12 protein-coding genes are annotated in these 13,631 nt (G+C 47.9%); all 12 read left to right on the top strand.

Features of this window, described 5'->3' with window-relative positions; all coding sequences use genetic code 11:
• The first annotated feature begins 81 nt into the window (after positions 1–81).
• Positions 82–963, top strand: a complete 882-nt coding sequence (locus COW15_RS15010; protein ID WP_293633311.1) for a FimV/HubP family polar landmark protein — start codon at positions 82–84, stop codon at positions 961–963.
• Between the two features lie 413 nt (positions 964–1,376).
• On the top strand, positions 1,377–1,589 hold the full coding sequence (rpmE, locus tag COW15_RS15005; RefSeq protein ID WP_063883331.1) for a 50S ribosomal protein L31: 213 nt from the start codon (positions 1,377–1,379) through the stop codon (positions 1,587–1,589).
• A gap of 535 nt (positions 1,590–2,124) precedes the next feature.
• Positions 2,125–3,369, top strand: coding sequence for a malic enzyme-like NAD(P)-binding protein (locus COW15_RS15000; RefSeq protein WP_293633310.1), 1,245 nt, complete (start codon positions 2,125–2,127; stop codon positions 3,367–3,369).
• 173 nt (positions 3,370–3,542) lie between these two features.
• Positions 3,543–5,444: an RNase E specificity factor CsrD gene (gene csrD / locus COW15_RS14995; RefSeq protein ID WP_293633309.1), complete on the top strand. Its 1,902-nt coding sequence runs from the start codon at positions 3,543–3,545 to the stop codon at positions 5,442–5,444.
• 249 nt (positions 5,445–5,693) lie between these two features.
• A complete protein-coding gene (locus tag COW15_RS14990; protein WP_293633308.1) occupies positions 5,694–6,572 on the top strand; it encodes an MSHA biogenesis protein MshI in 879 nt (292 codons plus the stop codon).
• On the top strand, positions 6,569–7,171 hold the full coding sequence (locus COW15_RS14985) for a PilN domain-containing protein (protein ID WP_293633307.1): 603 nt from the start codon (positions 6,569–6,571) through the stop codon (positions 7,169–7,171). Before COW15_RS14990 ends, COW15_RS14985 begins: the two co-directional genes overlap by 4 nt.
• Positions 7,168–7,818 carry an MSHA biogenesis protein MshJ gene (locus COW15_RS14980; protein ID WP_293633306.1) on the top strand — a complete coding sequence of 217 codons (651 nt, stop codon included), beginning with the start codon at positions 7,168–7,170 and terminating at the stop codon, positions 7,816–7,818. The genes COW15_RS14985 and COW15_RS14980 overlap by 4 nt, the downstream gene beginning before the upstream one ends.
• On the top strand, positions 7,805–8,122 hold the full coding sequence (locus tag COW15_RS14975; RefSeq protein WP_293633305.1) for an MSHA biogenesis protein MshK: 318 nt from the start codon (positions 7,805–7,807) through the stop codon (positions 8,120–8,122). The genes COW15_RS14980 and COW15_RS14975 overlap by 14 nt, the downstream gene beginning before the upstream one ends.
• A 14-nt stretch (positions 8,123–8,136) precedes the next feature.
• The gene (gene mshL, locus COW15_RS14970) at positions 8,137–9,819 is read left to right on the top strand and encodes a pilus (MSHA type) biogenesis protein MshL (protein ID WP_293633304.1); all 1,683 of its coding nucleotides are present in this window, start codon (positions 8,137–8,139) and stop codon (positions 9,817–9,819) included.
• 6 nt (positions 9,820–9,825) lie between these two features.
• Positions 9,826–10,764, top strand: coding sequence for an AAA family ATPase (locus COW15_RS14965; RefSeq protein WP_293633303.1), 939 nt, complete (start codon positions 9,826–9,828; stop codon positions 10,762–10,764).
• A complete protein-coding gene (locus COW15_RS14960) occupies positions 10,761–11,873 on the top strand; it encodes a tetratricopeptide repeat protein (protein WP_293633302.1) in 1,113 nt (370 codons plus the stop codon). The genes COW15_RS14965 and COW15_RS14960 overlap by 4 nt, the downstream gene beginning before the upstream one ends.
• Positions 11,870–13,630: a GspE/PulE family protein gene (locus tag COW15_RS14955; RefSeq protein WP_293633301.1), complete on the top strand. Its 1,761-nt coding sequence runs from the start codon at positions 11,870–11,872 to the stop codon at positions 13,628–13,630. The genes COW15_RS14960 and COW15_RS14955 overlap by 4 nt, the downstream gene beginning before the upstream one ends.
• Position 13,631 lies beyond the last annotated feature (1 nt).

Here is a 13,631-nt window from a genome sequence, read left to right as displayed (position 1 = left end):
AATGGGGTTTAGTGTACTCAGCACGGCTGGCGAGGGCTAGTCCTAATGACGGTTTATCCATGGATAGTTGAGAGTAAGTAAATGACTAAAATAGCGAAATCATTAGGACTGCTTGCCTTGATGTACAGCGTTGCTACTGTGGCGCAGGTATCCCATGTGAGCATTAATAGCCGGATGTTTGAGTTGGGGACTTATCCTAAGATGCGGCTGAATGTGATCACCGATAATCAGGATATGACGCGTCTAGAGTTTGTGGTGCATCAGTCCACGGGTGAAGAAAAGTTGATGGCGCAGCAGCTTAATCGCTTCCTGATTTTGCTGACTGGGGTCGAGGATGTTACCGATCCTAAGGCGCTGCTGTTGGTGCGGGAATATCGCGTCGATCGTTGGTTTGAGGTGAAGAGTCTGCCAGTATTCGGGGCGGATAAAGTGCCTGAGCCCCAAGTGGCAGAACCTAAATTTACCCCTAATCCTACGGTTAAAACCACTCAAACGGCTAAGCCTGTGGTCGGTAGCACAGCTAACATTGTCCATACTGGCGCAGACTCAACCGCAATGACTCCCACTGTCGCTGCTATTCCCATAGCCACTCCAACTGCACATACAGATACGACCAATCCCGCCCCAAGGGCTAAGGGGCAAAGTACATTAATGGATGCGCCAACCACTCCCAATGCCAAGCCGAGTCCGTCTACTGTACTGGCATCGGAGGAATGTGTGCTCAATTATGCCGCCAACGAGACCCTGTGGCGCATTGCCAATCGCTACGCAGCCGAATGGGAACTGAATATGTACGGTGCTATGTTGGCGATTTATGATGCGAATCCTAAAGCCTTTGCTAAAAATAAAATCAATGCCCTAAAGAAAAATGTGACGCTCTATTGCCCTTCTAAGGAGATGTTGATGCGCTATGCAGACGCCGGGGAAGCCAAGGTAATATTTGAAGGTAAAAACGGTGGCTAAATAGCCGTTTTAAATTGTAGGTTACTTTATAGGCCACAGGGTATCGGTAAGCTGGCTCTCGGCGCCATGGTGAGCATCGCATCGCGATACGCTGCGAACGTGAGCCATGGAGGGCGAACTGGCTTTTGTGTATAGATACATTTGGCGCGCTGGAACCCTTGAGGAGCGTTTCTTGTGAGATCAATAGCTGGCGTGCCTGCGTCGAATACCCTGTGATGTCGCATAATGAGGGCCAATTATCTAGGGCATGAATAAGAGGACTATAATCCGTGAAACGCTCAGATAATCTACTTGTATCCGCCGTGGTGATACTGTACCATTCTGCGCCCTAAACATATTGTTATTAACATGCATGTGGTGTCCGACTACGGGTTGGAAGAGCGACATGGCCTTACACTTTTGAGGTAACCCCAATGAAACCAGGTATCCACCCAACATACGCTATCATCACTGCAAACTGTACTTGTGGTAACGTGATCAAAGTAAACTCTACTGCTGGTAAAGATCTGCACTTAGACGTATGTGGTGCTTGTCACCCATTCTACACTGGTACACAAAAAGTTGTTGATACTGGCGGTCGTATCGACAAATTCAACAAGCGCTTCGCAGTGCTTGCAAAGAAATAATTGCGATTGCAATGTTTCTAGAAAAGGCGCCTATGGCGCCTTTCTGCTTTCTGTCATTTGCCGAACTGCTTTATTTACGCCTATCTTAATACTTATGTTAAATACCTATCTGGTACGACTTCACTCAATTAATCGTCAACTTATTGCGTATTGCGAGTTCAAGTATGTAATTCGACTTATTTATAGCAATTATCTATAAGATAAATACGCTAGCCGACATATATTGTAATTTAACCAACATTTTTGAGATTAATTCGCTACAACTTGCGCTATAACTACAAAATATATGTTTGTTTCCTACAAAATATATTAAGAAATGTAGCTTTATTATAGGAGATAAGTTTATAAAACTAAGCTTAGAGGGGGTATTTGAAGGCTAAAGTGAAATTTCTGAATCTCTTATTTAAAAATTCCCCTTATTGGCGTATCTTACCTCGACCAGCCAGACTATTAACATCACCCTTTGGTGAGACTAGATGTGTGTTGGTAGGCCTTACTCTCATAAATTATAAATGTCGCATTTCAGGATTTTAAAATGTCGGATATTCGTCAACAAGCGCTCGATTATCATGAATTCCCCGTTCCAGGCAAAACTGCAGTTTGCCTTACCAAACCTGCTGAAACGAGTCACGATCTCGCCCTTGCCTATAGCCCTGGTGTGGCTGAGCCTGTGCGCGAAATTGCCGCTAATCCTGACAATGCATACCGTTACACCAATAAGGGCAACACGGTCGCGGTTATTACCAATGGCACTGCGATTCTGGGTTTAGGCAATTTAGGTCCCTTGGCATCTAAACCTGTGATGGAAGGCAAGGCGTTACTATTTAAGCATTTCGCCAATATCGATTCGACGGATATTGAAATCACCCATAATACACCCGAAGAGTTTATTAACACGGTTGCGGCCATTGCCGATACTTTCGGTGGTATTAACCTCGAAGACATCAAAGCTCCAGAATGCTTTGTGATTGAGCGTGAGTTGATTGAGCGCTGCAAGGTACCCGTATTCCATGATGATCAACACGGCACGGCAATTGTGACCGCGGCGGGTATGATCAACGCACTGGAAATTCAAGGTAAGCTGATTAGCGATGCCATATTTGTCTGTATGGGTGCCGGCGCTGCCGCTATCGCCTGCATGACTATGCTGGTGAAGTGTGGTGCGAATCGCGCCAATATTTATATGTTAGACACTAAGGGGGTTATTCATTCTGGCCGTACTGATCTGAATGAATATAAAGCTCTTTTTGCCAATGATACCGATAAACGTACGCTGCAGGATGTGATTAAAGGTGCGGATGTCTTTTTAGGTCTCTCTGGTCCTAATGTGATTGGCGCCGACGACGTTGCTATGATGGCCGACAAGCCAGTGATTTTTGCCTGTTCTAATCCAGATCCTGAGATCAAGCCTGCACTGGCCCACGCGATCCGCAGTGATTTGATTATGGGAACTGGCCGCAGCGATTACCCTAACCAAGTGAATAATGTGCTGTGCTTCCCGTTTATTTTCCGCGGTGCCTTAGATGTGCGAGCCTCTTGCATCAATGATGAAATGAAGATCGCCGCCGTGCATGCGATTGCCGCATTAGCGAAAGAACCCGTTCCTGCGAGTGTGCTTAAAGCCTATCCTAAGGTCAGTTCGTTAAGCTTTGGCCCAGAATATGTGTTGCCAAAACCAATGGATCCACGCCTATTGCCTCAGGTTGCCCGCGCCGTAGCGCAGGCGGCCATTGACTCTGGCGTTGCGGCGATTCCAACTCTGCCGCAATATGCCGATTAAGTAAAAATGATCTATTCAAAAAGAGGCTAATTAGCCTCTTTTTGTTTTTTAGCGAGTATGAAAACCCTTGGTTGCCTTTTGGGTTATGCTACTGAATAATCAGGGGGAGCATTTGTTGAACTCGTGTTAAGAGTGCACCGATAATTATAATAATTCTGCAGGATAGCGGATCGATGAAATTCACTCGAATATTAACTACAAAATTAACCAGTTTTTGGTTGATGTCCTTGGCTGCTATCGCCTTTGTATTCTTACTCAGCGCCATGATGGGCTTTGTGCAGTTGACCTATAAGTTTCAACAGCAAAAAGTGTCCGAACTCGAATCCATGCTCGTTAACCATTACCATACCCAGCCCGATTGGGAGCTGGAGTCTTGGTTGCCGCCTATGCTACTGGCCTATAATGCCGTTGACTTTCGTTTAACACTGAACGACGACGTGTTATTTGCCTATAAAGGCAATGTATTAGCCCAAAATGCTATGGTGTATAACCATCTTCTCGACCCCGCGGGGCTGAGGATGACACTTACCCTGCCGCAGCCCTTTGCACATTACAGTGTCAGTTGGTATGAAATCTTGATCCTAGGGGTTGGTCTATTAGCTGTAATAGCTTTGGTCCGCTTGGGTTATTCTTGGTTTTCCCAACAATTGGATGGCATAGAAGAACTTGCCGAGCGCAGTCGTTTGATCCTGCTGGGTAAACACGAGCAGGCACTGGCGACGCCGGGAAAGGGTAGGCCTAGGCTCATTAATCGTGCGCTGACGAAACTGCTTGAAGAATTGCAGGACGCTCAAAAAGAGCGTGGCCGTTTCGATAAGTTTATTCGTTCCAATACCTTCCTCGATGCTGAAACTCGCATAGGTAATCGACTGTTCTTAAATAATCGCCTCGATGCCTTAAGCAATGACCAAGGCATGGTTGCCCACGGGGTCATTTATCTATTGGAGATGGATGATTTAGATCTGCTGCAGCAGGCTAAGGGTGAGCAAGTGGCAAAGGATCTGCTCAGCGCCACAGTCAATGGCATTAGCCAGATCCTACAAAGCCTGCCAAACAGTATTTTTGCCCGCCGTTCCCACAATCAGTTTGCCATAGTCGTGCCGCAAATCTCGTTAATAGAGGCCGATCAGCTCGCCAGTAAGCTGTTGAAGGTTTGCCTAAGTCAGCCCCTGCCCGATGTGGAAAATAGCGATAATTTCTTCCACTTAGGCTGCGCCTATTTTACTGCGGGTGATAATGCGGCCCAGTTGATCGACGAGGCCGACATGGCACTGCGCGCCGCGCAATTACAGGGGAACAGTAATTGGTTTATGTACGATAAGGGAGCCATAGATGAAGAGTTTGCCAAGGGCTCTGTTCGCTGGCGCAGCTTTTTAGAAAACGCCCTAGTACAACGGCGTTTTTATCCCTTTAGACAGCCCATTATCGATTCCGATGGCATTGAGCACCATAGGGAAATCTTTACCCGTGCGCGGGATAATCAAGGTGCATTAATCCGTGCCACGCTCTTTATTCCAATGGCAAATAAATGTGGATTAATGCCGCAGATTGAGCGGCAGATGATTGAGCGTGTCTTGGCTTTACTGAGTAACGTACAGCCTGCAAACCAAGTTTATAGCGTGAATTTGAGCTTAGACTCCCTAATGAGCCGCGCTTTTACCCAATGGCTAAAAACCACTCTGCTGGAATATCGCCACCTTACACCTCAACTGATTTTTGAAGTCTCCGAAGACATAGTTATCCATCATCAAGAAAAGCTGCAGCCTAAGCTCGATATGATACGTAAGATGGGCGCTCGCCTCTGTGTTGACCATGTGGGCCAACAGGTCGTTGGGACTTACTATATTAGAGAATGTCACTTCGATATGATTAAGTTGCACAGATCCATAGTGCGTCATATTCATTTACGCCCAGAAAATCAATTGTTTATTCGTAGTTTAATCGGTGGTCTGTATCGCACCGAAGTGCAAGTGTGCGCCGAGGGCGTTGAAGTATTTGAAGAGTGGCAAACCCTGCAGATCCTAGGGGTAGGTATGGCCCAAGGCATGTATTTTAGTGATCCTATTGAGGCCTAGTCAAAGGGGAGGATTTTGACGAACTCTTGTGATCCTAGTGGAAGATTAGGCTTGATTTGGCGTATTTCTCTATAAAATTCACAGATTAGCGGCTAGACTAGCCTGTGCCAAAATTATGACGGTGGATTTGATGAGCTCCCCATTTGCATTACAACGTCTCATGAACCATCGTTTTTCAGGTTGTTTGGGTATAAACAGTAGCGAACTCGTGACTCTAGCTTTTCAATTCATCAGGTTATAGGCATTTTTATGGATAAAAGACTCATTAGTCGATTAGCCTTTTGGCAGAAGAAAGCGACATCAATAGATCTCGGTGTCTATGTCTGTCCTGATAAGCTATGGGTATACGCTCCCGCCACCGACAATCTGGCGCAACAATGGCTATCATTTGAGCTGCAAAATGAGCAATGGCAAACGGCCTTTGCGGCCCTCGCCCGTACCTTCCCAAATGCTCGGCTGCAAATTGTACTGGTGAGCAGTTGTTACCAATTATTAGTCGCCGATAAACCCAATGTAAATGCCGAAGAACTGCCCCAAGCACTGCTGTGGTCAATCAAAGATATGGTGACTATTCCAGTGCCGCAGATCCACTTAGATTATTTTGAGTCGCCGCTACCAAGCAATAAAATCAGTGTCGTAGTGGTGGCAAAAGATTATGTCGTCAACATAGTACAAGCCATTAACTCACAAGGACTTAGCGTTGCCGGGATCAGTATTGAAGAGTTAGTTATGACTAACCTATTTATCGATGACAACCAGGCGCGCCTCATTGTCAGCCACCATACTGGACAGGAATTGCTCCTGACCGTGGTTAAGCAAGGCCAACTCTATATGCAGCGCCGGGTCCGTGGCTTTATGCAACTGGATAAAACCGACGTCGATCAACTTCATTATGGTCTTGCCGATAATCTCAGCTTAGAAATTCAACGTTCGATGGATTATTTTGAGAGCCAGCTCAGGCAAGCGCCAGTGGCCTCTATCGAATTATTGGCCGATGGTGCCGTTGATGCGTTAGCTAAGTTAGTTTCGGCAAACTTTAATCAAGCCGTTAATGTCATCGATAAAAGCGCTGTCGGGGCTCGAATGGCGGAATTAGCCTTTAGTGAATTTTCCCGAGGTGCCGAGTGATGAAATCCAGGGTCAATTTATATTCTGCAACATTACTCCCGCCTGAGCAGAGGCTCACCTTTGCAAGATTAATGGCCTATGCCACAGGGTTGATTTTGCTCTGTGTTATTGTGGGGGCCTACGGCTACTGGCAATTGAGTCAATCCGAATTTGCTTTGCAACAAGCCAGCAGTCAAAAACAACGGCTCGATCAACAAAAGCTTGAACTCGAAGCACAAATTGCCGCTCGCAAACCCGATCCCGCCTTAGTGGCACGGGTCGATTTGGAGTCTCAGCAATTAGCGTTAAAACAATTGCTAATGAGTGAACTCGCGGTGCGCTCATCCCTCACGAGTCGAGGCTTTGGTCCTGTGCTTAAGGAACTAGCCACAGTTTCCGATGCCAGTGTTTGGCTAAGTCGTATCACCATTAATGAGCAACATTTTATGTTTGAGGGTTTTGCCGATCATCCACAGAGTATTCCTTTGTGGGTTGGCAAGCTAAAGACGACCAGCACATTGAAAGGACAAGCATTTTCTTCTATGACAATGGATCGCGGTGAGGATAAGCCGTTAGCGTTTACGCTAACGAGCGACATGCCAGTGGAGTCCACTCGATGAAAGCGATATTCAAGAGCTTAGGCCAGAAGTTTGATGTACTGAGTCGGCGTGAGCGGGTGTTGATAGCGGTCGCGCTACTCGTATTGTTGGGTATGTTGGGCTTTATGCCATTAGAATCACTGTGGAAAAATCACAGCAGCATAGCCCAGCAACTCAAGACCCTTGAACAGGAAAATAGCATTTCAGTGCAACAGCTTGAGCTGTACCAGCAGCGTTTAGCTATGGATCCCAATCAGGATTATCAACAACGACTCAATTTGCTATTGCAGCAGAATCAAGATATCGATGCGCAGCTCAATGAGCAAATGGTCGACATGGTACCCGCAGATTATATGCCCGAGTTATTGAGTCAGTTACTCGGGCAGGTACAAGGGGTAAAGCTACTGAAATTTACCTCGATTGCCCCTGTGCCGCTTTTGGCCGTAGGGGAAGAAAAAAAGCTTAATTTGTACAGCCATGGGATCCGCATGAGCCTCGAAGGAGATTATTTCTCTGTGCTGCGCTTCGTTGAAGCGGTTGAGGCTATGCCGGACAAGCTTTACTGGAAACGACTCGACTACAAGGTCGCCGATTATCCAAAGGGAAGCATAGATATCGAACTCTATACCTTGAGTATTAATAAGGACTTTATCAGTGTTGCTAAATAAGCCTTATATTTTCATTGCATTAGCTGGTCTCGCCTCCAGCGTATCGGCGGAGGCATTGCGTGATCCTACCTTACCCGGTAAAGGATTTTCCAGTGCGGGCCATGGGGGCCAAACCCATCATCAAGCCTTAGTGTTAACTAGCATCGTCAGTTCAGAGAAGACGGCCTACGCCGTGATCAATAATAAAATATTGTCTGTCGGTGACAGCATTCAAGGGGTGACAGTCGTCCGCATCACGCCTTCGGCTGTGTCACTTTCCGATGGCCGAAAATTGGCATTGTTCCAAGCAATAACAGAGAGATAGGGAATACAACTCAGATGAAAGCGATTAAATACTTCACACCTCTACTCTCACTTTGCCTGTTGGCATGCCAAACCGCAGATAGGCCGCAGCCTGAAGCCTCAAAGGCGGAACTCGCGGCATCCATGACGGCAGCGGATAAACCCGCAACGCCACCTCCACCGGCAACTATGCCGGATGCGGTGCAACGTGAGCTTAATTCTGGCGCACTGATGGCGGGGTTAACCCCTCCGATGGAAACCGAGCGGCGCTTCGATGTGTCGGCCCATGATGTGGATGCAAAAGTGTTTTTCCCGAGCCTAGTACAAGGCACACCCCTGAGTGTCGCTGTGCACCCAGATGTACAAGGTACTATTTCTCTTTCACTTAAAGGCGTTACCTTAAGTGAAGCTATTCAAGTCGTTGAAGATATTTACGGCTATGAAGTTAGCCGAGAAGGCCGAGTCCTAAGGGTATTCCCTGCGGGAATGCGTACCGAAACATTCCCACTGAATTATTTATATATGGAGCGTGATGGCCTGTCGTTGACTTCGGTTAGCTCTGGGCGGATCTCCGACAATAATAATTCGAACAACGGCAACTCGAATAGCAACTCGAACAACAGTAACTTCAACGATAGCTCGAATAATAATTCGAATAATGGCAGTAACTCGAGCAGCAATAACAGTGACAGTACCAACGGCACTTTTATTCGTTCCCGCACTAAGACGGATTTTTGGGGAGAATTGAAGGAGACGCTGACGGCGATTATCGGTGACACGGGTAATGGCCGCCAAGTGGTCGTGACGCCACAGGCAGGTTTAGTGACAATTCGCGCCTATCCGAATGAGCTACGTCAGGTGCGTACGTTTTTAAGTTCGGCCGAGAGTCACCTACAGCGCCAGGTGATCCTCGAGGCTAAAATTTTAGAAGTGACCCTATCCGATGGTTATCAGCAGGGGATCCAGTGGGAAAACGTCTTAGGCCATGTGGGTAATACCAATATCAATTTTGGCACCTCGGCGGGCCCCGGTCTAAGCGATAAGATCACATCCGCCATTGGGGGGGTAACCTCAATTAGCATCAAAGGCTCTGATTTCGCGACCATGATCAACTTGCTAGATACCCAAGGAGATGTGGATGTGCTCTCCAGCCCAAGAGTCACGGCGTCTAATAATCAAAAAGCGGTCATTAAAGTCGGCACCGATGAGTATTTTGTCACCGATGTTTCCTCAACCACAGTCGCTGGGACAACGCCAGTCACGACGCCACAGGTTGAATTAACACCGTTTTTCTCGGGCATAGCCCTCGATGTTACCCCACAAATTGATAAAGACGGTAACGTATTGCTCCATGTGCATCCATCGGTTATCGATGTTAAAGAGCAGACAAAGGAAATTAAAGTCAGCTCCGACTCGTTAGAGCTGCCATTGGCGCAGAGTGAAATTCGTGAATCCGATACCGTGATCCGCGCCTCCTCTGGCGATGTGGTGGTGATCGGTGGTTTGATGAAGAGTGAGAATATTGAAGTCGTCTCACAGGTGCCCTTGCTGGGGGATATCCCATTTATGGGAGAACTCTTTAAAAATCGCAGTAAACAAAAAAAGAAAACTGAGCTGATTATTTTGCTCAAGCCGACTGTGGTTGGCGGCGACACTTGGAAGAATGAGTTAGAGCGTTCTAAGTCCTTACTCGATCGTTGGTATCCGGAGAATAAGTAAGCTTCTATGTATTTGAAGCATTTTGGCCTAAGCCAAACCCCCTTTTCCTTAACACCTAATACCGGATTTTTTTTCGGGTTATCGCCACATGTGGAAGCCTTGCAAGTGCTGCAAATGGCCCTGCAAACGGGGGAGGGTTTTATCAAGGTCACGGGGGAGGTTGGTACTGGTAAAACCTTAATTTGTCGGAAGTTAATTAATGAACTGCCGAGTGGTTTTCACTGTGCTTATTTGCCGAATCCCTATCTCACGCCCGCCGAACTGCGCTGGGCGGTCGCCAACGAACTCGGTCTAAAATACGCTGCCGATATGGATCAGCAGCAGCTTACAGGGCTGATCCAGCAGCAGTTGCTTGCCTTAAGTGCCCATGGGCACTCGATCGTATTAGTGCTCGATGAGGCCCAAGCGCTACCCGATGACAGCCTCGAAGCCCTACGCTTATTCACTAACCTTGAAACCGAGAGCCGTAAATTGCTCCAAGTGGTGTTGTTTGGGCAGCCAGAGCTGGATGACAGGCTCAAGCGGCAAGCATTTCGACAGCTACGCCAACGTATTACCTTCAGCTATAACCTGCGCCCACTGACATGGGATGAAGTCGATGCCTATATTCGCCATCGATTAGCGATTGCAGGGCGGGCGGGTGAACCCTTGTTTAACGCCAAACTCGCCCGGAGAATCGCCTATGCATCCCGAGGTATTCCTAGATTGATCAATATATTAGCTCACAAATCCTTATTGTTAAGCTTTGGTGAGGGCGCGACCAAAGTACAGGCTTCCCACGTGCGTGGTGCCATTTTAGACACCGAAGATGCGAGCCGAGATGCATTCAAAGCGTGGAAATGGCGAACGTATTTCGCACTGGCCTTGGTTGCCCTATCTGCCTTAATTTTTGCCATCACTGTCTCGGGTGTGGATCTCCTGCAACTGTGGGGGAATAGAGTATGAGCGTGATTAACAAGATGCTGCAGGACCTCGATAAGCGCCAGCAGGGACATCAACTTTCCAATATTACGTCGCCACAAATGCAATATATGGGGCGCGTCGGACATTCCAAAAAAAGCTGGTTGATCGGAGTGGTCTGTTTGCTTCTCGGGGCTTTGTCGGTTTATGCCTTTCAAGGGATAAACAAACAGGACAATGTTGTTTCGCAACCGCAACCGCAATTAGAGCAGCAGCCGCAATTGCAAGCATCACAAGCACAAGCATCACAGCCAATAGCGACTACAGAACTCGCGTCATCAGTAACTGTGCCCGCTGTCGATGCAGTTGTGCATGCTGTTGATATCGCATTGCCTGTTGATGATCCCGTGGCTCAGGTTCCTGTAACGGGCGTGGCTCTTGGCCCCGAAACAGAAATAGAAACTGAACCCCATCCTCAATCCGTTGCCGAACATAAACTCACCCCAACACCCGAACCTATTGCTGAACCAGTGCAAGCCGCAGGCAAAATGGCGGTGACGGAAGTCAAGCTCACACCGACTCAATTAGCCCAAAAACAACTTATCATGGCGATCGATGCAGATAAGCGAGCAGACTGGAGTAAGGCGATTGAGCACTATAATAAAGCGTTAAATTTAGATCCCAGCCTACACGAAGCGCGCAAACAACTGGCTGCACTGTATTATGGGCAGGGGCAATTACCCGATGCGGCGCAAGTATTACAGCAAGGCTGGCTATTATATCCACAAGAATTTGAATTCACGCTGCTATTAGCCCGTGTGCAGCAGGCGATGGGAGATACAGAATCAGCCTTAACTAGCCTAGCGAACATTCCCGATAGCCATGTGTTAGCGCGGCAGAAATGGTTAGCGCAGAGCGATTTAGCTCAAAAACAAGGTCAATTTACCCTGGCAGAGCAGGCCTATCGGCAGTTATTGCAGCTTGAGCCACAGCAGGGGAAATGGTGGATGGGCTTAGGCTATGCACTGGATTCACAACAGCAATTTGCTCAAGCCAGCCAAGCCTATCGCAGCGCATTAAGCCATCCAGGGCTCTCAATGCAGGCCACCGCTTTTATAGAACAACGATTAAACCAACTAGGAGATAGCCAATGAAACCCAGATTAAAGATGCGTTTGGGCGATCTGTTAGTTCAAGAATCCATTATTACCGAGGAACAGCTACAGCAGGCCCTCTCCGAGCAGCGAAACACCGGCCATAAACTGGGCCGAACCCTTATCGATCTACGCTCAATTACCGAACATCAGTTGTTGCAGTTTCTGTCGCAGCAGCTGAATTTGCCGCTACTGGATATTAGTAAGCGCCCTATTCCCGCAGAGGTTGTGCAGTTAATTCCCGAAGTGCAGGCGCGGCGTTTCCGCGCACTGGCGGTGGAAGATCGGGGTGACAGCGTGCTAGTCGCGATGAGCGATCCGGCGGATCTGCAGGCACTCGATCACTTAGAAATCTTAGTTGCACCGAAAAAGCTTACTTTAGCGGTCGCACCCGAACAGCAACTGCTGCAAGCCTTTGATAATTTATATCGCCGCACGGATCAGATTGCGCAAATTGCGGGCAAGCTCGAAGAGGAATATGCCGCCGATCAAATGTTTGATTTGGCAAGCTTAACCTCGGGCGACAGCGATAACGAAACCACAGTCGTTAAGTTGCTACAGTCGATTTTCGAGGATGCGGTACAGATGCGCGCCTCGGATATCCATATTGAGCCTGGTGATAAAGCCCTGCGTATTCGCCAGCGTATCGATGGCCAGTTGCATGAAACGATACTGAACGAAGTGAATATTGCCGCCGCCTTAGTCCTGCGGCTTAAGTTAATGGCAGGCCTCGATATTTCTGAAAAACGTTTGCCACAGGATGGCCGTTTCCATATGGAAATTAAGGGCCACCAAATTGACGTCCGTATGTCGACTATGCCGATTTATCACGGTGAGTCTGTGGTGATGCGTCTACTCGACCAATCGGCGGGTTTGCTGACCTTAAACGAAACGGGTATGCCAGCGCATATTTTGGCGCGTATTCGTAAGCAGATTAAGCGCCCCCATGGCATGTTACTCGTGACTGGGCCTACGGGTAGCGGCAAAACCACCACGCTATACGGCATCTTAAGCGAGCTGAATACCGCCGATCGTAAGATCATTACGGTGGAAGATCCGGTCGAATATCAATTACCGCGAATTAACCAAGTTCAAGTTAACCATAAGATTGGACTCGATTTTTCTAACGTACTGCGTACCACATTACGTCAAGACCCGGACATTATCATGGTCGGGGAAATGCGTGACCAAGAAACCGTTGAAATTGGTTTGCGCGGTGCCTTGACGGGCCACTTTGTATTATCCACTCTGCACACTAACGATGCGGTTACCAGTGCGCTGCGTTTGCTCGATATGGGCGCCGCCAGTTATTTAGTGGCGAGTGCCTTAAGGGTGATTATTGCCCAGCGTTTAGTGCGCCGTGTTTGCCATAACTGCGGGGTAGACTATCAGCCCAGCGCGCAGGAAAAAGCCTGGCTTAGCAGTGTGAGCCGCAAAGATTTTTCGGCGGCAAACTTTAGGATCGGCACGGGTTGTCAAAGTTGTAACGGCAGCGGTTATCGTGGTCGGATCGGTATTTTTGAAATCCTCGAACTGGATGAGAATATGATTGATGCTATGCGTTCGGGTAACCCACAGAATTTTGCCCACGCAGCCCTGCAGAGCCCCAACTTTACCCCGCTTGCCGAATCGGCACTACAATATTTGAGTGAAGGTATGACCACCATTGAAGAGGTGGCGAAGCTGGTGGAGGATGTGAGTGAATCACTGATCCCCTTATCTAAGGATATGATGAGCCAACAAGGCTTTGAGGCGTAAT

Source organism: Shewanella sp. CG12_big_fil_rev_8_21_14_0_65_47_15 (genome assembly GCF_002783505.1).
Taxonomy (GTDB): Bacteria; Pseudomonadota; Gammaproteobacteria; order Enterobacterales; family Shewanellaceae; genus Shewanella.
Note: the sequence above shows the minus strand (reverse complement) of the source record. Positions and strands in the feature narration are given on the sequence as shown.